Source organism: Desulfurococcus amylolyticus Z-533 (assembly GCF_000513855.1).
Lineage (GTDB): Archaea > Thermoproteota > Thermoprotei_A > Sulfolobales > Desulfurococcaceae > Desulfurococcus > Desulfurococcus amylolyticus.
The window spans coordinates 733,787-754,945 of the sequence record NZ_KI911318.1 but is presented as its reverse complement, the minus strand read 5'-3'; the positions used below and the strand labels follow the sequence as shown (position 1 = coordinate 754,945).

At 43.2% G+C, this 21,159-nt stretch carries 22 protein-coding genes; 13 read left to right on the top strand and 9 right to left on the bottom strand.

The features are described from left to right. Position 1: 1 nt before the first annotated feature. Entirely contained in the window at positions 2-223 is a 222-nt protein-coding gene (locus tag SPHMEL_RS04005) for a hypothetical protein (protein ID WP_156915429.1), read from the bottom strand. A 143-nt stretch (positions 224-366) separates the two neighbouring features. On the opposite strand from SPHMEL_RS04005, the gene SPHMEL_RS04000 reads away from it, so the two are divergent. Continuing rightward, entirely contained in the window at positions 367-1,068 is a 702-nt protein-coding gene (locus tag SPHMEL_RS04000) for a peroxiredoxin (RefSeq protein ID WP_042667447.1), read from the top strand. A gap of 88 nt (positions 1,069-1,156) precedes the next feature. Then, positions 1,157-2,362 (top strand): FprA family A-type flavoprotein, encoded by a 1,206-nt coding sequence (locus tag SPHMEL_RS03995; RefSeq protein ID WP_232216756.1) that lies wholly within the window; start codon positions 1,157-1,159, stop codon positions 2,360-2,362. A 153-nt stretch (positions 2,363-2,515) separates the two neighbouring features. Here the strand turns inward: SPHMEL_RS03995 and SPHMEL_RS03990 are convergent, their stop codons facing one another. From SPHMEL_RS03990 to SPHMEL_RS03955, 8 genes are all read right to left on the bottom strand, one after another. Then, entirely contained in the window at positions 2,516-2,989 is a 474-nt protein-coding gene (locus SPHMEL_RS03990; protein ID WP_042667947.1) for a ferritin family protein, read from the bottom strand. Between the two features lie 7 nt (positions 2,990-2,996). Next, entirely contained in the window at positions 2,997-4,073 is a 1,077-nt protein-coding gene (locus SPHMEL_RS03985; protein ID WP_042667445.1) for a family 1 encapsulin nanocompartment shell protein, read from the bottom strand. 66 nt (positions 4,074-4,139) lie between these two features. Next, entirely contained in the window at positions 4,140-5,459 is a 1,320-nt protein-coding gene (locus SPHMEL_RS03980; protein WP_042667444.1) for a DUF58 domain-containing protein, read from the bottom strand. Beyond that, on the bottom strand, positions 5,460-6,971 hold the full coding sequence (locus tag SPHMEL_RS03975; RefSeq protein ID WP_232216755.1) for a hypothetical protein: 1,512 nt from the start codon (positions 6,969-6,971) through the stop codon (positions 5,460-5,462). Continuing rightward, positions 6,940-7,212 carry a hypothetical protein gene (locus tag SPHMEL_RS03970; RefSeq protein WP_012608264.1) on the bottom strand — a complete coding sequence of 91 codons (273 nt, stop codon included), beginning with the start codon at positions 7,210-7,212 and terminating at the stop codon, positions 6,940-6,942. Before SPHMEL_RS03970 ends, SPHMEL_RS03975 begins: the two co-directional genes overlap by 32 nt. Then, a complete protein-coding gene (locus SPHMEL_RS03965) occupies positions 7,209-8,309 on the bottom strand; it encodes a hypothetical protein (protein ID WP_042667946.1) in 1,101 nt (366 codons plus the stop codon). Before SPHMEL_RS03965 ends, SPHMEL_RS03970 begins: the two co-directional genes overlap by 4 nt. Beyond that, positions 8,302-9,384 carry a DUF4129 domain-containing protein gene (locus tag SPHMEL_RS03960; RefSeq protein WP_042667443.1) on the bottom strand — a complete coding sequence of 361 codons (1,083 nt, stop codon included), beginning with the start codon at positions 9,382-9,384 and terminating at the stop codon, positions 8,302-8,304. The genes SPHMEL_RS03965 and SPHMEL_RS03960 overlap by 8 nt, the downstream gene beginning before the upstream one ends. Next, positions 9,381-10,316, bottom strand: a complete 936-nt coding sequence (locus SPHMEL_RS03955; RefSeq protein WP_042667442.1) for an AAA family ATPase — start codon at positions 10,314-10,316, stop codon at positions 9,381-9,383. Before SPHMEL_RS03955 ends, SPHMEL_RS03960 begins: the two co-directional genes overlap by 4 nt. Before the next feature lie 261 nt (positions 10,317-10,577). On the opposite strand from SPHMEL_RS03955, the gene SPHMEL_RS03950 reads away from it, so the two are divergent. The 11 genes from SPHMEL_RS03950 (at position 10,578) to SPHMEL_RS03905 (ending at position 21,038) form a co-directional block, all read left to right on the top strand. Continuing rightward, complete coding sequence (locus SPHMEL_RS03950; protein WP_042667441.1) at positions 10,578-12,428, top strand: aldehyde ferredoxin oxidoreductase family protein; 1,851 nt, start codon at positions 10,578-10,580, stop codon at positions 12,426-12,428. 56 nt (positions 12,429-12,484) lie between these two features. Beyond that, positions 12,485-12,643: a MoaD/ThiS family protein gene (locus SPHMEL_RS07530; RefSeq protein WP_232216754.1), complete on the top strand. Its 159-nt coding sequence runs from the start codon at positions 12,485-12,487 to the stop codon at positions 12,641-12,643. Further along, positions 12,624-12,761 carry a MoaD/ThiS family protein gene (locus SPHMEL_RS07525; protein WP_232216753.1) on the top strand — a complete coding sequence of 46 codons (138 nt, stop codon included), beginning with the start codon at positions 12,624-12,626 and terminating at the stop codon, positions 12,759-12,761. The genes SPHMEL_RS07530 and SPHMEL_RS07525 overlap by 20 nt, the downstream gene beginning before the upstream one ends. Before the next feature lie 5 nt (positions 12,762-12,766). Further along, on the top strand, positions 12,767-14,056 hold the full coding sequence (locus SPHMEL_RS03940; protein ID WP_084322149.1) for a radical SAM protein: 1,290 nt from the start codon (positions 12,767-12,769) through the stop codon (positions 14,054-14,056). A 68-nt stretch (positions 14,057-14,124) separates the two neighbouring features. After that, positions 14,125-14,781 (top strand): hypothetical protein, encoded by a 657-nt coding sequence (locus SPHMEL_RS03935; protein WP_042667944.1) that lies wholly within the window; start codon positions 14,125-14,127, stop codon positions 14,779-14,781. Between the two features lie 53 nt (positions 14,782-14,834). Then, positions 14,835-15,935, top strand: a complete 1,101-nt coding sequence (locus SPHMEL_RS03930) for a M42 family metallopeptidase (RefSeq protein ID WP_042667440.1) — start codon at positions 14,835-14,837, stop codon at positions 15,933-15,935. Between the two features lie 350 nt (positions 15,936-16,285). Further along, positions 16,286-17,485 (top strand): inorganic phosphate transporter, encoded by a 1,200-nt coding sequence (locus SPHMEL_RS03925; protein ID WP_042667439.1) that lies wholly within the window; start codon positions 16,286-16,288, stop codon positions 17,483-17,485. Positions 17,486-17,519: 34 nt separating this feature from the next. Next, positions 17,520-18,212 carry a DUF72 domain-containing protein gene (locus SPHMEL_RS03920; RefSeq protein WP_042667438.1) on the top strand — a complete coding sequence of 231 codons (693 nt, stop codon included), beginning with the start codon at positions 17,520-17,522 and terminating at the stop codon, positions 18,210-18,212. Positions 18,213-18,226: 14 nt separating this feature from the next. Then, the gene (locus tag SPHMEL_RS03915; RefSeq protein WP_012608253.1) at positions 18,227-19,249 is read left to right on the top strand and encodes an RsmB/NOP family class I SAM-dependent RNA methyltransferase; all 1,023 of its coding nucleotides are present in this window, start codon (positions 18,227-18,229) and stop codon (positions 19,247-19,249) included. After that, on the top strand, positions 19,246-19,767 hold the full coding sequence (locus SPHMEL_RS03910; RefSeq protein WP_012608252.1) for a hypothetical protein: 522 nt from the start codon (positions 19,246-19,248) through the stop codon (positions 19,765-19,767). The genes SPHMEL_RS03915 and SPHMEL_RS03910 overlap by 4 nt, the downstream gene beginning before the upstream one ends. A gap of 23 nt (positions 19,768-19,790) precedes the next feature. Further along, positions 19,791-21,038 (top strand): dicarboxylate/amino acid:cation symporter, encoded by a 1,248-nt coding sequence (locus SPHMEL_RS03905; protein ID WP_042667437.1) that lies wholly within the window; start codon positions 19,791-19,793, stop codon positions 21,036-21,038. The last annotated feature ends 121 nt before the right edge of the window (positions 21,039-21,159 follow it).

Here is a 21,159-nt window from a genome sequence, read left to right as displayed (position 1 = left end):
ATTAATAAATTTTTCCATAGTCCCTTGTTTTTTCAAGTAGCTTAGAATATGGTGATTCAAGATAGAAGCCCTCTCTACACCGGGGGCATACCACCATCAATGGTCTCTCCCGCTCTTCCCTATCCACGCCTTTTCCAGTGTAATATAATGTGGCTTCCTGTATATACAGAAACTCCCCTGGCTCACCCATGAAGCCGCACCAGGGGCATTTTATAGTCTTCATGTTTACACCTGGATTATATTTTTTAAATAAGGGTGTATTATCTCTCTATGAAGTATTAGATGTTAAATAATTGATTAAATAAAGATTATATATGGAAAAATTTATAAACCATTATAGTATATTTTATGAATTCGGTGGTGTAAATGCCTGGGCAAATCCCATTAATAGGCGAACCATTCCCTCAGATGGAAGTAGTGACCACGCATGGCAAGAAGAAGCTCCCCGATGACTATAAGGGTAAGTACCTCGTATTATTCAGTCACCCAGCCGACTTCACACCGGTCTGTACCACTGAGTTCGTGGCATTCGCAAAGAGATACGAGGATTTTAAGAAACTGAATGCTGAGCTACTTGGGCTAAGCGTTGACAGCGTCTTCTCCCATATCAAGTGGATTGAGTGGATCCAGGAGAAACTAGGCGTTGAAATACCCTTCCCAATAATAGCTGATCCTAATGGTGAAGTATCGAGGAGGCTCGGGTTCCTTCACGCTCAAAGTGCTACACATACCGTTAGGGCAGTAATCATCATTGATGGAAACGGCATCATAAGGGCTGTAATTTACTATCCACAGGAGACCGGGCGCAACATAGATGAAATACTGAGACTGGTAAAAGCGTTACAGTTGAACGATAAGTATAAGAGGGCTGTGCCAGCTGGATGGCCTAACAATGAATTAATCGGGGATGGATTAATCGTTCCACCAGCCTCAACGATACAGGAAGCAAAGGAGAGGGTTAAGCAGTATAAGTGCTTCGACTGGTGGCTATGCTACGAGGAAGGAAAGGTACCGCCCGAAGAAGTAAAGGAAGCGCGCTCCTGGCTTGAAAGAGCCGCGAAACCCTAAACCTAAAAGTAATTATTTTTTTATTCTAAAATCATTCTAAAATCTTCCTGAGAGACATTGATAACTAACCCTGCTTATGGATGATAACATGACGGAATATAATGTATCTAAGTTAACAAGCAACCTATACCTGTTACGCTTCAAAGATACAAGCACCAAGTATTTTGAAGGGTTATGGGAGATACCTGAGGGGATAATGTATAACTCCTATGTTTACACGAGTAATGAAGGTGCAATAGTATTTGACACCTGGAAGATGGGGCTGGGAAACGAGTTTCTCGAAGCCCTTAGAAACATAGTTGACTTAAGGGATGTTAGGTATATAGTTGTACACCACATGGAGCCGGATCACTCTGGGATACTTAAAACACTAGTTGAAAAGGCGGATCCAATAGTGCTCGGTCACCCATTGGTTAAGAATATGGCTGAATCATTCTACAGCGTCTCGATGAAGTTCAGGCCTGTTAAAGACGGGGAGGAAATAGTGTTCGATGATGAAAAAATAATATTCTATCACACGCCATGGCTCCATTGGCCTGAGACGATAATGTCCTACATAACCAGCTGGAAGATGCTGCTCACCTGTGATGCATTCGGCTCCTACGGTGTATTTAAGGAAGTGTGGGCAGATGAACTCAGCGGGGAAGACTATGAGAGATACCTATGGTACGCAAAGAAATACTTCGCCAACGTTATAGGGATCCACTATGAGTGGGTTGTGAAAAACCTTGAGAAACTAGTATCACGGGGCGTGACTCCAAGCCTGGTACTTCCATCCCATGGGCTCCTCCTCAGAGGAGACTCCTTAGACTACATGTACAAGAAATATAAGTCATGGGGGCATGGAGAGCCAGAGCAAGGTAAAACCCTGCTCATATATACATCAATGTACGGATTCGTTGAGAGAACAGTCAAAATAATTAGAGAATACTTCTCGGGCTTGAACCAGGATATAGATATGATTGGATTCACCGACTCCAATAGACCTAGCATCAGTGATGTGATTGGTGAAGCATTTGATGCTGAAAACATAATACTGGCATCAGCAACTTATGATGCAGACCTATATCCATTGATGAAGCATATAGCATCACTGATAACCAGGAAGACCCCGAGAGGAAAGAAGGTAGCAATTATAGCACAGTATGGGTGGGGAGGTAAAGCAGGTAAAATACTAGAGGAAATGATGAGTACTCAAGGCTTCAAAGTCGTAGGGGTAGTCGAGTTTAAGGCTGGCGAAGAGGAAAGGTATAGGGATAAAATAATTGGCTTAATAGAGTCGTTGAAAAAATAGTGGTTGCCTGCGTCCACTATTTTAGTTTCTGTCAAGCCTCGCGAGACTGGCCAAGCGGTACCCATCATGAAGCCCTCGACGACCCCGCGAGCGGTGAGCGGGTGCTGAGAGGGATGCTCGTGCACAGAGAAGCCAAAAAGCATTTTTAAATGTCTATCCTCCGGGCGTACCATGCCACGGGGATTCCTTCCAAACCATATCCCATAATTTCTGCTCTGTTAATGTTTCTAGTGAGGCCAGCTTATCCCTTATTGAAGCTAGTAAGGCGTGATGCTTTACCTCGTCATCTCTTATAGCGGCCAGTAATAGCTTTACGCGTGAGTCCTCTGCTTCATTGAGTAATTCATCAACAACCTTGAGCATTTTGGCCTCTGTCTCTATATGGTTTGATATTACTTTTCTAATATTCTCGAACTCTTTCTCAGTTATAAATGGCTGTGGATTAGATACGAGTTCTGAGAGGGCCTTGTATATCATTCCATGCTTCTCCGAGTCTCTGGCTATAGATAGAAATATTGTTCTTAAAACCGGGTGGTTAAGCGACTCACCCAGCTCTACTAGCTTTCTAGCATGTTCCTCCTCTATTTTAGAGTAGGCCAATAGCCTAGTAACCAGTTCCTGGCTCATTTCATACCTACCTCTCAAGTACTATTATGCCTTCACCATGTTTTATTCTTAAAGCTATCAGCTCCCATGCCCTGAATACATGCATATCTTTCTCTGGCCCAATATAATCCACCGAGATATCTCCACCGGTCACCACATCAATAACATATGGCTTAGCAGATAACACTATGGCCTTATCCTCCCCTATTACCGGTGAGACAACGATATGATCCACTACCTGCCTCACCCTGTCAAGCTCAGTGAGTCCTGTTCTACCAGTTGATTTAACCATGTTAACATAGTTAGCTGGGTTGATCACTAGTACAAATGGCCTGGTAGCCCCGGCGGAGTAAAGCTTGTTAACAGCGTTTACCACATCAATAACTGGTGCATCCTCAGTCCGCCAATCACTAAGCTTACTCCTTAAAACATCATTGGAATCTAAAATGGATCCTATTATCAGTGAATCCTCCATGGTGGCTAGTTTAAGCGCAGCCTGATACATGTCTGGTGCATCGATACTGGTCTTGGTTCTATATGAGTACTCAAGACTTCTTTGAGTGATTCTGAAGTATACTGATAGCTCTCTCAAAGGTACTACTATACGCTGTAGGGTCTCCCCGGTTTTCTCGAGGACCACGCTTTCAATACCTTTCCCCAAATCTACTACGGGTATGTACTTGCGTAGAGACCTGGTCTCATTCACTATGTTGAGGAATATCTTGCCCACTAATTCTATGCCCTGAGGGTCTTCACTGGTGTTTGATCCATCACTATTCTTTGTGCCCACACCAGCTCCTCGCCCCTGCGGGCTACTTATACCAGTTAGCTCCCTGACCTCCTCAGCCCCCCTCTTCAACTCCTCTACCTGCTGGGGATCCAGTGACTCCAATACAGCCAGGAACTCGCCTATATGCGTTTTTTCCTCGTTAGCTATGTCCTCAAATACTCTTCTCACCTTTTCATCGTCTATAGATCTAGCTAGTTGAAGGTATAGGTTCACCGCATCTAACTCGGCTATTATGGATAGTCTTAATGCCTCCATGATTTCATCGAGTGTAAGCTTCCTGTTCAATGGTAGGTCAAGAGGATGCTTGGACATCATAGTTATCTACCATGGGATAATTACTGGTTGAATCATATTTATACTTTATTGTTAAATTATTTAACTCTACGAGCTATACCTCTCAATAATATCCATGACCCTCTGGGGTATTAGATCAGGGGTAACAGCTATTACCTTCAACCCTCTCCCACGCGCCCTGGAGATGACTGCCATGTCTTCTCGAAGGTTCTCTATTAGTTTCACCCTATATATATTCGCAACCCACTCAGGGACATCGCTATCTGACTCATAGGCTGTTATAAGGGGGTGGACAATGTAGAGGATATGGCCTTTATCCTTGTATAGGTTATTCCACGCAGCTATTTCATCTATAATGGTATCCCTGAGATGTGTAAAGAGAAATATTATACTTCTATCTCTTGGGAGAATCCTGGTATACGTGTATGAGAGTACTCCTGATAACGCCCTACGCCTATGTGATTCATCCCCCTCCTCAAACCTTACCTTGGAGAGTACTCTTAGAGCCTCCATGTATCCGTGATATCCATGCATGGGTTTCCCACTGGTGTGCACTAGTGACTCATTGAAGACGGTTGCTGAGACAGGGTAGCCTCTTTTAACTAGGTAGTATATTATGGAAGATATGATCCTCGCTGAATGCTCTATCATGGATTGACTCATTGGGCCGCTCCACATCTCTCTTGTCCCATCAAGTATGAATAACACTGGTTGAAACACCTCCTTCTCAGGCTCCCAGATGGCAAGCATTCTTCTTGAAGCATAGATACGCCAGACTATCCTCTTCGCTTCATCGCCCGGTGAATAATCCCGTATATCATAGAATTCGACTCCCTCCCCAGGGATCCTTGATTTAACGAGCCCAGTACTTCTCGCATATATGAGTAGTTTCCTGACAATGACCTCCTCAACGGTGGGAGGTATATTGACCACCAGTGCTTTTCCAAGATATTCGTCACTCGATCTATAGAATCCAAAGAGATCCCTTAGAACTATTTTAAGCGGGCCAACAAAGTGTTCACCTAATCTGCCGTGAAAGGAGAACCTTAGCTTAACCTTTGCTCTAGGTGGTATTATTAATAAGCCCCTCTTTGATCCCTTGACTAGCTTTATCAGCTCGCTATACTGTATGCTGAACTCAACTGGCAGAATAGGTATTCTAGTAGGGTTTATAATAGTATACTCGACGAAGAATCTTCCACCGGTTTCCATGGCGACTGAGCCTGAGACCTTTATGCTCTTAAGGATTTTATAGTTTGACTCTATAGCTATGTATGAGAACACTGGGAGAGAAAGGAGTAGTAGGGCTGGAGGCAGGAAAGTTGGGTCAACTATTATGGCTCCAGCTAGAAGCAGGGCAGTAGATAACATGTAGAGCCTCAGCCTTGTTGTAGCATGAATAGCCATTTAGATCCCCGCTAGAAGCCTTCTATAATCCCCTATCTGAAGCCTTGATGTAATGAGTGAAAGCATTTTTTCGGTTTCACTATAGGCTTTAAGTGCTTCACTATGCCACCTCACTATAAGCGGTCTCCAAGACTCCCCTACTGCTCTCCTATATAGCTTATTCATGTAGCTCCAGTACGAGCTAGCTAGATCACTTCCCACGTATTGTGATGTTCTCTCAATGAAGGCTGGACTGGATAGTTCAACCCCTAGTATCATGGTTAACACCTGGTTCGCTAGCCAATAGATGTTTAGGAAGTCATCCCTGCCCAGCTTCTCCTTCTTCTCAATTATCTTCCTCCTCACTGATTCAAACACTGTAATATCTCTTTCAACCTGCTCCCTTAACACTTCATCCCCCCTGAAAACAATGCCCCTTGTTAAGTACTTGTCTACAACTATGGTGACTGCTAGTAATACGAGGATAGCTAGGAACATGTTGGCTAGAAGCGTGGAGAATAATTCATCGAGAAATTTGAATACCAGGGGCATCCAGAATGATGGATGTATAATTGTTGCAAGTATAAGGGAGAATACGTAGAGTATATCACTTAAACCAGTTCCAGCCCCTGTAATTAAGCCTGGATTCACTAGTAGGTTGAATGCATTGATCGTTTCATAGTGCATGTTGTCAAATACCATAATACACCCGCTCTCCCCTCCACATAAATACTGGAATAACTCTAACACGAACACCTTGTACTCGCTCTGATTCCCCGAGTTAATCACCTGGTTAAGAAATATCGAGCCATCCCCTATCACGTAGACCGGTATACGTGAGTCGTGATCCTCTAATGCTACAACAGGGTCATGGATTCCTGCCTCTACGGTCTCGTTAGCTCCAACCGCGATACTACTGCATTCAAAGCCTCCTGCACCAGGCAATGTAACAACACATCCCCCGGTAATATACCCCCGTATAATTCCCCTACCAATGAGATTGGATGCCTTATCTAGAACTAGGTTGAACGACCTGTTTCCAAGGATTAGCCGGGCACGTGGATACGGCGAGTACCCGCATGCCATATCACTACACTGGCTCACGTATATTCTGCTACCGGTAACTCGGATACTTGTATTCAACGCTTCCAAGAGCCCGTTTGAATAAGTTGATTCGTCTCCGATGAAGACTATTGCTTCCCTGCATCTCTCGCTGAGTGATTTCACTATGTACTCGGCTTCACTGGCTACAAAAGGCTTCTCCGGCGATATCACTACATAAATACATTTACCACCGGTTAATCTATTGAGATCCTCCATGGAGCTAGCTATTCTAACAGTGTAGTAATGCTCGAGATCCTTAACTAACCCCAGTGTACCAAAAGATAACGGGTTAAATGGGGATGCACCCACTGGGAACCCTGGGACAACTGGCCCTCTTTCAACTAGGGCTATTAAACCTATGAAGACAAGTGCTAGCACCATGGATGTTGCTACTAGACTACCTCTCCCCTGTCTCCTCTTTTTCTCCACTCTCCCCCCTCCTCTCTGTTGCGTATACATATGCCGCCAGCCTCAATATATATAGTGAAGCCGAGAGGAGGGAGAAACCTATCAATGCAGTTAATAATGAAGCGCCTACCATGGCTCCCTCCATATATCCTATCGATTGGATCATTAGGATAAGTGATACGAGTAAAACTGAAACACCGAGTGCTATAAGTATTTGGAAACCCATCCTACCAGCCCTTGTCTTCCCCTGTCCACTACTCATGTAACAACCCCCACTATTCTTAATACATCACTCAGTAGTGAAACAAAGAAGGAACTCGAATCAATGTAGTTAGAACTGATTAAGCCGGCGAACTCGCTGAAACTCGGGCTAAGTAATGAATCAATGATGGGATAGCCCCTCCGTAATGCTAGCATCACCGAGGTCAGATAAATGAATAGAGTGAATATTAAGGGTTTAATAATTAGGCCTCTCCCTCCATCGATCTCCACACCTCTAAGAGCACCTGGATCGATGAAGTCTCTAACTAGAGCTGTTGAGATAGTGAATGCGAGTAAGCCGATTGCGAACTGGAGAAACAATGTGATACCCTGCGGCATAGAGCCCAGTGTGTCTCCAAGAATTAATGGCAAGTAGACATCGTAGATTACGGTGTAGAAAAATGGATATATAAGGAAGACTATGGGGAGCTCTAAAAACCATGAAAACGGTGGGGAAAAGACGATGTCTATATCCGATTCCCTGGCAAGCTCTTTAACGGCTTGCCTACTAGTCGCGAAAAGAAATAAAGCAACTACCTCAACCCCTGCTTTAAGCACTCGGTAGAAGTAGATCACTAGTATGATTGTTAAAGCTGTAATGAACACCTTGGATAACACTATAGGTGAAACCAGTGGGTTAGTCACAGCTGCACCCAGGAATACATTCTCCATGCTCTCAACCAGCATCCATGAGACATGGGCTAGTAGCATTGATACCAGGAGCATTGGTATATATAGTAGAAGCAATGATGCAAGACTTCTGGCAATATCCATGGAACTGACGCCGGACCAGGATAACTCGCCACCCTTGTAAATACTCGAGACAGTATCGAGTAGTAGAAGTACTGGTAGACATGTGATCGAGGCAACTGGAAGAGAGTGCACCATTGCGGAGAATAATGTAACCAATGATACAGCTAAAATATATACCGTGAGACTTCCTATTAAAGCCATTGAAGCCGCTAGTAATATGGTGACTATTAAAACAATCATGCCCAAAACATTAGGGAGCATATGGCTTACCAGTATAGTTGATGCATCGTAAAGTATGGCCAGTACAACCAGCCTTCTGCCAGCCTCGATTACAAGCCTAGCCATGTTCAATTTTATTCACCAATTCGCGATATTTTTCGATCGCCTCCCTATCAGCTTCTCTCTTCCTCGTGGATTCTCCGAATCTACAAACCTCATATAACCTAGTGATCTCTTCAACCAGCCTAACTATTTCGGGTGGAACCCTATGTATAATTCTCTCAAGATACTCCCTATGTGTTTCAGAAGGCATCTTTAAGACCCTGTATCTACTTGCCAGCATGGCTACAGTGAACCAGTATGCTGAGATACAGTCCCCTGGTTCACCATAACTATACCTCCTTGTTCTCCCTAGTGTAATACCTGAGTAGATTTTACCTATTACTCCGATGATTTTACCTCCCTTAGTAGCCGTGATCAACACTATTGTAAAGACAGCAATGAATACTCCAAGTAATCCAGGCCATAAAGGACCTCGAACCAGTAGATTTAGACTCTGTAGACCCTGCTTCACGCCAGACACTGCTACACCCGGTAAATTCACGCGTGGTATGCTTAACGATGTATTTCCCATGGTCTCCTCTAATGATATATGGCTTAATCCAAGTATATTCATCAGAGTTGACATTATTCTACCAGGTACCTCTGTATCGCCCAACCGGTTTCTACTTGAGAGCTCGGAGAGAATTTTATAGGCTATCAACTCATCCTCAAGGCTTAGACTATTAGTGGCCTTCAAGGTATCCACGTATTTAAGTATAGTGGACAACTCATCATATGATATATTCTCCTTACTAACTAGCTTGCTGAGTAGTAAGCGTAGCTCGGGGTTACTTATATTGGCAACGAGTGATTCAGGGGGATCAAATAATATTCTACTAAGTTTGTTCCTATATGTCTCATTCAATAACCCACTTCGTGTGAGATTATCCAGTAGACTCGAAATACTTGCTTCATCTAGGCTGGATCCCAAGGTTATTATCGATGTATTATATAGTTCACGTATTAACTCATCCATGCTTATAGGGGAATCTAGCTGATTCGGGAACCCAGCTGTATGTCTGTCCTCAGCAATAGGTGCTAGAGGAGTTGACGCTGTAATAATTACCAAGGCTATAGATATTATGAATAGGCTCTTCATGGAGAGGGCACCTTAACACTTGATAAGACATCATCGATTACTCTTTCAACGCTCAATCCCTGCACCTCATACTCGGGCTTGAGGATCAATCTATGCAGTAGCACTGGTTTACATGCCTCCTTGACATCATCGGGTATAACATAGTTTCTCCCCTCAATGTACGCCAGTGACCTAGCCAGCTTGATTAATGCTATCCCAGCCCTAGGCGAGCCACCGAGCCTCACTGCTGGATGCCTACGAGTCTCCTCGATTATTGAGGCAACGTAGTCATAGATTGACTCATCCACCTTAATACTTGTAACCCTATTAATTTCCTCTAGTATCTCCTGGCGGGAGACAACTGGTTTAAGCTCGTTGATAGCTTTCTCGATCTCATCGGATCTCTTAAGTATTTTAACCAAGCCTACGTGAGAAGTATAACTGGTTTCCACTTTAACGAGGAATCTATCCAGCTGTGCCTCTGGAAGCGGGAACACACCCTCCATCTCCACGGGGTTCATTGTTGCTATAACTATGAAGGGCTCCGGGAGCCTATATGTCTCGCCTTCAATAGTCACCTGCCTCTCCTGCATAGCCTCAAGTAATGCTGACTGTGTTCTAGGGGAGGCTCTGTTGATCTCGTCGGCTAAAAGAATATTGGTGAAAACAGGTCCTTTCTTAACGATAAACCCCCCGGTTTTCTGGTCGAATACATAATAGCCTATTATATCCGATGGTAGTAGATCCGGGGTCATTTGAACCCGTTTAAACTCTAAGTCAAGGAGTTTTGAAACAGCTTTAGCAGTATAGGTTTTAGCAATACCCGGGACACCCTCCATTATCATGTGTCCCTTAGCGAGTATTGATGCAATAATAATCCTGAGCTCTTTCTCTTTCTCAATAAGCAATTCATCATCGACCAGGATTTTCTTAATACTGCTATAAAAACCCATTAAAACCCCCAGATGCATTTGGGGCTGTATTACTCTATGAGCAATACTCCTTAATTAATATTAATTGCTGACTTTCTTCCGTCCTAAAGGATGAGGCTTTCAGCTGTAATTTCATAAATATGGAGCAATGAGAGATATACTTAATCTTAATAGAAATTAACATGAAGAAGGCCATATAGCATCTCAGGAATTTTTAATTAAAAAAGATAATGAAAAGAATATACATAATCGGTTAACACAATTATATATGGTGAAATATTTTTGAAGGGAGGTTATGCCGGTAAAATACTATTCATTAATCTAACAGATAAAACCATACATGAAGAATACGTTAATCCAAGTATAGCTGAAAAATACATTGGTGGGAAAGGGTACGCCCTCTACGTTCTATACAAGAAATACTTGAAGGAATACATGAACAAAGGTCTTTCACCAAGAGATATAGACCCACTTGGATCAGAAAATGTGCTGGCATTTGCAACTGGTCCTATTACTGGTATACCTGGTGTTCCCTCGCCAGGTAGATACCATGTAATGGCTTTAAAGAGCCCGCTTACAGGCTCTGTGGCAAGTGCGAATAGCGGTGGCGAGTTTGGTCCATTCTTAAAGTTTGCTGGATATGACCTGGTGTTCATTGAGGGCGAAGCCGAGAAACCTGTTTACATAGAAATAGTTAATGGGCACGTCGATATTCGCGATGCTAGTGATCTATGGGGATTAAATACCTTTACAACAACAAGCATACTCAAGAAGAGGGTTAACCATAAGAATACCAGCGTAGCATGTATTGGTCCAGCCGGCGAGAATAAAGTGTTATTTGCAGCAATAATCAACGATGAGCATAGGGCAGCCGGTAGAACAGGTGTTGGAGCTATAATGGGCTCAAAGAAGCTCAAAGCAATTGTTGTAGCAGGCGATAATCAGCCTCAAATAGCTAACACAGAGGAGTATAGAAAGCTTGTTACTGAAATGACCGAGAGAATAAGGAAAAACCCTGTAACCGGAGGCGGTTTACCACAGTATGGTACAGCAGTATTGGTGAACATAATAAATCAGATCGGTGGATTACCCTATAAGAACTGGCAGTATGGCTACAATCCTGAGGCAGATAAGATAAGCGGCGAAACCCTTGCATCGAAATACCTTATAAAGCGCAGACCATGCTGGGGATGTCAGATAGCGTGTGGCAGGGTGACGCGTGTACAGTTTGGGCCATACCAGGTACTATACAGTGAGGGCCCAGAATACGAATCAATATGGGCGCTCGGCAATGATACTGGTGTAATGGATCTTGAGGCAATAATAAAGGCGAACCATCTCTGTAATGAGCTAGGATTAGACACTATAAGCATGGGTGCAACCATTGCTACGGCCATGGAGCTCTATGAGAAAGGATTAATACCAAGTGAGGATCTAGAGGGCATAGATCTGAGATTCGGTAATCCAGCCGCATTAGTCGACGCTGTATGGAGGACAGCTTATAGAGCTGGGTTTGGAGCAAGACTTGCCCTTGGAAGCAAGAGGCTTGCAGAGATGTATGGTGCACCAGAGCTGAGCATGAGTGTTAAGGGGTTAGAGATGCCGGCATACGATCCAAGAGCTATAAAAGGAATAGGGTTAAACTATGCAACCGCCAATAGAGGAGGTTGTCATGTATCAGGATACACTGTGGCATCAGAAGTACTTGGTTTACCCGAGAAAACAGATCCATTAAGCCCACAGGGGAAGGCTAAACTTGTTAAGATCTTCCAGGATCTAACATCAGTCGTAAACTCCGCTGTCAACTGCCTCTTCACTACATTCGAGATAGGTGCTAGAGACTATGCTAGACTATTCAATGCGGTAGCAGGATTCAGCCTTACCGAGCAGGAGATCATGACTATTGGTGAGAGAATATACAACCTAGAGAGATATATAATGTTCCTCTACGGGTTCTCAGCCAAAGACGATACATTACCACCTAGACTGTTAAGAGAGCCTATGCCTAAAGGACCTGCTGAGGGGCAGGTAGTTGAACTAGACATGATGTTGAAGGAGTACTATGAGTTAAGAGGATGGATAAATGGAGTCCCCACTATTGAGAAACTCCGGGAGCTTGGGATAGAACTCTAAGATTTTTTTATCTATAAGGCTTTTTAGACTTGCTTGAACTGGAAAGGTGTTCTCTCTTGGCCAAGGTTAAAATACGCTTATTTGCTTCCCTTAGAGAGAAATATGGTGTAAGCGAGATAGAGGTTGAAGTAGAGAGTGATGAGTTTAGGGAAGCTATTGAGAAAGCTGGTGAAATCCTCGGCAGAGACTTCATTGATGAAGTCTCTGCCGAGTAAGGGATATAGGAGTGATAGGATAATCCTCGTAAATGGTAGACACATACAGTTTATCGAGGAGTTAAAGCTTAGGGATGGAGATGTAATAGCTATATTCCCTCCAATAGCAGGTGGATAGTACTAATGAGTAAGATGCCACGTAGTCTACAGGTGGAGGTCACCAATAATTGTAACTTCACCTGTATAATGTGTGTAAGGAGAACCTGGAAGGATGAAAAATATGGTTTACTGAGCCCTAGGCTATTCAGTAAAATAGTTAATGAAATCGATGATGCATTAGAGAGATTAGCACTTTACGGGTTCGGTGAACCATTGCTACATCCAGAGCTTCCAGCTTTTATCAAGGAATATAGGGAGAAGCATGGTAGTTCAACTCATATACTGGTAGTGACAAATGGCTCCCTAGCTACACCAGAGCTTGTTGATAAATTATTTAGAAATGGACTTAACGAATTAGTGTTCAGCATTGATAGCAACGATCTTGTCAAGTTAAACAAGATACGAGTAGGTGTTTCACAATACTCTCTTACTCTCTTCCAGCATCTAGCTGAATCAGTGAAGATAGCTAGTAAATACGATGGCAAGATAAGTATAGCAACCGTGTTAATGCGTGAAAATCTAGCGGAGTTACCCAGCCTAGTCGATAAGGCTGTGGAGCTAGGGATCAGCGAGTTAACTATAAGTCACCTGGTGACATACACGAGTACCCTGGCAGATCAAATCCTTTATAGCTTGTCCAGCGAATACCCTGTTAGACTTATAGAGGATATTGGTCTAGAGAAATGGGAGAAAATATCTCACTTAGCCTTTAGAGAGACCGTTGAGAGCCAGTACTCAAGCCAGGAGTTGAAGTGGCATACAATATATAATGAAATATATAATAAAGCAGTGGAGAAGGGATACAGCTTAAACATATTCAATATCAGACAGGCATTAGAGAGGAAAAACATACTTGAGGAAACCATAAGAATCCTGGATGAGGCTAAGGCGAAAGGAAAGGAGAGGGGATTGATCATTAATGCACCAGGCGTCTACGCTGATGCACTTAAGCGTACATGTCCCTATATCGATAAGGATTATGCATATATAAGGTATGATGGACTAGTATCTCCATGTATGGATCTAGCATATGAGCACCCGTTATTCATAAACAACCACTATAAGATTATCCGTAGGGTCATCTTCGGCAACCTATGGAGGGAACATTTAAGAGATATATGGTTAAAGCCCGAATACGTTAAGTTCAGGAATACTAGAAAAGAATTCTCTAAGAACATACCCTGGTGCTCAGACTGCAATCTATCAACGTTTAACTGCTGGTACGTTGATGAAAACATCTTCGACTGCTATGGTAATGAAGTAGGCTGTAGTGAATGTATTTACGCTGCTGGGCTTGCTAAATGTATAATATAGGCTTAACAATTCTAGAAAATCAAAAAGGGCATCATAATAACATTAGTAACATTATAGAGGGATCTGATGTGAAGGGCTTTATAGGTGTTGCTGAGAGATTAGTTGATAAATGCGGAAGCATATATCAATGCATATGGGTTGAAACAGCTATTGTTAAACCATATAACTCCGACACCTTTTACTGCATTGACTGCTTCTTTCACAATTACTCCAAGAGCGACAAGCCTGAATCTAGGCTCCTACTCTCATATAATTCAAAAACGAGCCCGGGAGAAATAATGCCCGGCACAGGTAAGAGCTTTAGAACCGTAAACGCTGATAGGGATACCTGTAGTAAGAAAGGAGTTGAGGAATACCTCCTAAACCTATATGAGTCTACAAGGCATAGTATGAAGGAGTTAATCAGTGAGAGGGAAAAGAGCCAGAAAAAAATATCGTTTAGAGGCATGCTTCTAGGATTAATTCTGCCTCGTCAGCGGGACGAACTCCAGGAAGAGGGCTCTTATTGGGGGAGTTTAACAAGGTATAAGATCGTTATGGAGTTGCTAAAGCTGCTCGGATTTGAAAACGGTGTTTTAAGAGCTGAAGTGGACTCGATGTATATTCTATATGGTTTCGATAAAAAGGGGCGAGTATCTGCGTTGATAGGCAGTAATGTAATCGAGTTACCAAACTATAATAAGCTACTTGATACAGAGAAAGTATTGAGCATTCTCTTCCACTGATCAAGGTATATTTTTATTCTACATGTAAATATATATCTACACTGGTGAACACCTTGGAATGGAGGGGCCAGTACATAGAGTTAATTAAGAAGCTAACCAGCCTTCATGCTCCTAGTGGGAGAGAAGACCCAGTGAAAGACCTCGTTGCCGAGTTGATGAAGTCTCATGTAGATAAACTATGGATAGACGTATGGGGGAACGTAGTTGGATATAGGAAGGGCTCTAAGGGCTCTGGTAAAATCATGATCGCAGCCCACATGGATGAAATAGGGTTATTCATCTCTCACATCGAGGATGACGGGTTTCTAAGGGTTATACCCATAGGTGGAGTACTCGAGAGGACTCTTCTCTACCAAAGAGTAGTTGTTAGGACGAGGGATGGGAGACTATACAGGGGTGTGATAGGGTTAAAGCCTCCTCATGTAATTAAGCCGGAGGAAGCCCAGAAAGTACCGGAGCTACGGGAACTCTTCATAGATGTTGGTGCGTCATCAAAGGAGGAAGTGGAGAAGATGGGTATAAGAGTCGGCGATATAGCTGTATTTGATAGAGAGGTAGCTGAGTTAGGCTGGAACAGGATAACCGGTAAGGCGTTCGATGACAGGGTTGGCGTCGTGGTTATGTTAAAGGCTCTTGAAATGCTTGAGAAACACGATGTAGACGTTTATTTCGTTGCAACAGTCCAGGAGGAAGTAGGGTTAAAGGGGGCTAAGACGTCGGCTTACGGTATCTCACCGGATGTGGCATTAGCGATAGATGTAACCATAGCAAGCGATGTACCCGGAGTAGCTAAAAGCGAGTGGTTCACTCGGCTAGGATATGGTCCAGCTATAAAGATAGTTGATGGGAGAAATGCAAGTGGGTTGATAGCGCATCCAAAGGTGGTTGAGTTCCTGGTGAACATTGCCGAGAAAAAGAGGATACCTTATCAATTAGATGTGATCTCAGGTGGTACAACCGATGCCTCAACAATAGCTTTAAACAAGGAGGGTGTTGCTGCTGGAACGATCTCTATTCCCTCAAGGTATATACATAGCCCTGTTGAAGTAGTGGATTTAAGAGACCTTTACAATGCATCATTACTAGCTAAGGCCTTCATAGAGGAGGCAACGCCTGAGTGGATTCAAAGCATAAAGGGAGTAGTAATAAAATAAGCTATGAGAAGCCTGTTATGGGTTCTAAATTATTTTTAAATTCTTAATATTTTTGAACACGTTTTATTCTCTCGACGCCTCTACTAGTTTTCCTTGATGACTATTACCTTTTACTTTTCTCCCGTGGAGCTTGTAAGCAAAGGATTCACAGCCCAACATATTTTTAATGCCCTCATCCATGATACTTCTCCAAAATACTTAATTCATGGACTTGATTTACCTGTATATCTAGGAGCCTTGATCCTGAGGTAAGTGAATCTCAGTGAAATATATTTAGGAGCGATTTTAAACGATTTAATAATCTAAATCATATCTACGCAACAAGTGTATTTAGGGCTGGTGGTTACTTCATGGATCCAATAGTTTTAGCAGGGTTTGTAGGAGCGTTCATGCTTGCATGGATTGATGGGGCAAACAATGCTGCAAACAGCATTGGGACAATCATAGGTGTGCGTGCATTGCCTGTAAGAAGGGCCTTGTTGATCGCATCGATCTTCGAGTTGATCGGGGGCCTGGCTTACGGGAGATTCATTTCTTCAACTCTTTCCTCCAAGATAATCAGCGTGGCAGAGATATCGTCGAGGATAATTACCGCTGGCTTCGTCATCGCCTTATTTGTCTCATTTATAATAGTGTTCCTGGCGACTAGAAAGCATATGCCGTTTAGTATAAGCATAGTTACAGTGGGAGCTATTTCAGGAATAGGTTTAGCTATGGGTGTGGAATATGTTAATACAGGCCTACTTCTCGAGTTATTTGTTCTATGGCTTTTAATACCTTTCATAGGCTTACTGGTCGGCTATATATATTATAGGCTATATAGCTACCTGCGCTCGAGAAGAAACATCTATGTAAAGATATTCCTCCCCCTCTTGCTCCTATACACCTCCTTCACTGTTTCAGCCGTATATATGGCTATACCGGAGCAGTTACTGGAGAACATATATATTCTCGCAGCCATGTCATCGATCATCGTTGTCCTTACAGCATCAATAATGATATACCTCTACATGAATATATGGGGAAGTAGACATGAAGTGATAGATGTAGATACTGTTGTAAATAGGTTCAATAATAGAATGCTCATCGCTTCATCAGCGATCCTTGCCTTTACACATGGAGGACATGATGTCGCAAACGCTGCCGCACCATTAATGCTTATACTGGGTTCAAGGGAGTTGAATCATGATATTGAATCACTACTGATACTCACCTATTCTTCACTAGGATTGAGCACAGGAATCCTCACATGGGGTGTTAGCGTAGCGAAAACTATTGGGGAAGAGATCACTGTATTAAATCCCGAGTCAGCTCTCATTGCTAACATAGCTGGCGCGCAGACAACACTCATTGTAACCAGGCTTGGGTTACCGAGCAGTATGGTCGGAATAATCATTGGTTCCATAATGGGGGTTGGACTGGGAAGAGGTATCTCAAGTGTTAATACCAGGTTATTTTCAAGGATGCTATCATACTGGTATATTGGTTTCCTAGTAGCCACTGTAGTTACATATATTGCTACTAGAATACTATTATATGTCAGTATATAGTCGGGGAAGCCAGTATATTAACTGGGAGAGAGTGATGGAGGTATATGTAGGCACTAGCGGCTGGCTCTATGACTGGAATGAGGAGGCTTCACTGGACTGGTATATTAGGGAAAGCGGGTTAAACGCTGTTGAATTAAACGCCAGCTTCTACAGGTTCCCCTACAGGAATCAAGTGGTGTCATGGGCTAGGAAGGGTAGGGGTATAAGATGGAGTATTAAGGTGCACAAGTCTATAACCCATTACAGGAAGCTTGGGAGAGACGCCTTAGAGATATGGAGGAGGTTCCATAACTTATTCACCCCGATGAATGATGTCATTGACTTCTATCTTTTCCAGATGCCTCCTCAATTCACATGCAGTAAGGAGAATCTGGAGAAGATTGAGAGATTCCATGAGGCATCCAACCTAGCCTCCAGGATGGCTGTTGAGTTCAGGCATGTATCATGCTTTAATGATAGTGTTGCCTCATGGGGGATTGATAAAGCTATAGTGATAGTGTCAATAGATGCGCCCATTGCTTCATGGATTACCAATATTATGGGGATAGTTTACTTAAGGATGCATGGAAGATCTTCATGGTACGGACATGAGTACACAATGGATGAGCTACGTGAGGTGGCGGGAAGAATAGTAAGGATGAAGCCCGAGAAAGTATATGTGTTCTTCAATAACGATCACTGGATGCTTGAAAATGCCCGCTCACTAATGGGGATGCTTAGGGGTTAAGAGGGGTCCTCTGCTTGAGGCTCTATGAGATATATCGCGACATATACTTGGAGCCATCTAAACAGGCAGTCGAGTTGGCATTAAGATACGGGTATCTCCCATACATGGTTCAAAGATACCTTGAGATGCTTGGCCCAGATGAAGCCCTGGAACTTCTTGAAGCATTCGAAAAACCTGTTAAACCAGTTGTCAGAGTTAACACGTTACTTATAAGGCCCGGTGAATTAATGGAGAGACTAGAATCCCTGGGATTCCAGTTAGAGGAAATACCATGGGCTCCCGCTTCATTCTGGGTAGTTAAAACCCCTAGAAGCCCCACTATAGGCTCGACACATGAATACTTAAAGGGCTACTACTATATCCACAGAGATGCCTCTAGCCTGATACCAGTGTTACTCCTACTACATAACTATGAAGGAGACGTCCTCGACGCCTGTGCCGCCCCAGGCGGTAAGGCAACGTTTATGGCTCAAATCCTTAAGGAGCGGGGAAAAGGTATTGTATACGCTAACGACTATGTCTTATACAGGTTAAAGACCCTGGTGGGGCATCTATTAAGGATGAAACTAGATAACGTAGTAGTAGCATGGAGTAATGCGTTAAACCTTCCGGGGAAACTAGGTAGAAGATTTAAGAGGATCCTCCTGGACGCACCATGTAGTGGGGAGGGAAGGATATCTGTGGATCCAGGGCGGAAAACACGAACAAGTATCTTAGACCTGGCCATGCTTGCCAAGAGAGAGATATTGTTGCTGGATAGATTAATAGATCTACTGGATGAAAATGGGGTACTAGCGTACTCAACGTGCAGTATTGCACCGGAGGAAAACGAGTACGTTCTTAGTAGGATACTGAATTCAAGGAGCGATATCGAGATAATTGAGCCGGAATTAAAACTGTTCAATTATAGCCCCTGGCTCACCCATTATAGGTCAATGGAGTTCCCCAGGGACCTTGAGAAATGCATCAGGGTATGGCCTCATAGACACGGCTTATTCGGGTTTACCACATGCCTGATCAGGAGGATTAAGTCATGAAGGGGAAGATAAAGTTTAAGACGGGAAGAATTGGGAAAACCCTGTACAACAGGCTCTATAATCTATTTAAGAACACATTCAACGTTAACCCTGAAGAATACATTGGTAAAGTTAATAGAGATGAATTAGAATACCTTTGTATTAATGATTTATGCATAATACATAGTATCATCGCCGGGGCCGGAGAATTCAGCACAAATACCATTTACCAGGGTCAATGGGTGGCAACCATAGTTAAAGGAGAAATAACACCCTCAATACCCCTGGTTAAAAAAATATACTCATCGAAAGGATTCAGGGCAGCAGTACTAGTAGGGGAAAAAGGCGTAAAGGCCTTCCTCTACGGAAACGACATATTATTGGAAAGCATTATAGAGAAGTATGAGCCCGTGGATGGATTAGTCAGTATAGTCGACTCCAGAGATAATGAAATAATAGGATTTGCCAAGTGGAATCCAAGAAAGAAAGTGTTCGAGAATATATATGATCTAGGCATATACCTGAGGTTACTTGGTTAGTGTATATACTTAGATGAATTACAATGAGCGCCTCCCCAAGAAGAGGAGCATATAGGTTCTTAATAGCTATATTGCTAGCGTTCTGTATAGGTACAGTGTTTGGTTACATTACAAGCATTACCGTTCCAAAAGACACAGCGTCCACTGTTGCATCATGGCTAAAGGCATTAGGAGACATATTCGTTAGGTTAATCAGGATAATTATCCCACCCCTTATATTATTCACTATTGCAGCCGCAACATCCTCTATAGCAAGTGCCAGACGGCTGGGCAGGATATTAGCGGTAATACTGTTCCTCTATATTATCACCTCAATCCTTACCGCCTTCTGGGGCGTCCTTGGTGGAGTATTATTCCAACCCGGTATCGGGGTGGGTCTCCAACCACCTAAGGGCTACCAGCCTCCAACCCCTCCAAGCGGGCCGGATCTACTGCTTTCATTCTTCATGCCCGACTTTGTAAACCTCTTAACTGTCTCCGGTTCTATGACAATGATAATTTTCGCTATAATACTGGGTGTCGCAGTAGTATTTATGGGGGAGCCAGGCAGGAAGATAGCTTCAATGCTCTCACTCTTATCAACCCTCATGGTTAAATTCGTATCAGTTATAATGTACTATGCACCGATAGCTGTGTTCAGCTATGCTGGCTGGCTGATGATATCCTACGGACCAGCCATGCTGGGTGCTTACGCGAAATTCCTTGGTGTACAATACGGGTTCACACTATTCCATTTCATTGTAATATATTCTATAATAGTCATGCTAGGAGGGCTCAACCCTATAGTATACTTTAAGGCTCAGCTAACACCTTTCCTAATAGCTTTCACAACCCGTTCATCAGCTGTAACACTCCCATTCAACATGGAGGCCGCTAGGAAAATGGGTGTGTCCGATGAAGTATTCAATATAACGCTCCCCATAGGCGCTACCGTTAACATGGATGTGACAGCCTTATACCAGGCGCTCAGTGCCTTATTCATCTCGCAGTTATTCGGCATAAATCTAACATCAACCCAGCTAGGCATGGTCGTAATGGCGGCCCTTATTGGATCAGTGGCCACAGCTGCTATACCTGGTGGCGGGACAATAATGCTTGCATATGTGTTATCCGTGATTGGCCTACCCTTAGAAGGTGTTGGTATAATGATGGTTATCGATCCATTAGCTGATACTATAAGGACGGCTGTAAACGTGTCGGATGATAATGCGTGCACCATACTGATAACGAAGTTAACCGGGTATAGGCTGAATCCAAAGACCGGCTCTTGACAGCACAGCAGCGATACAGTGTAGACAGCGTTTACCGGGTGACCCCAATTAATTAATGTTCCCAATTATTATTTTTAAAGTGAAACGTTGGTGGGTTAGAAATATTTATTCTATAATTCAG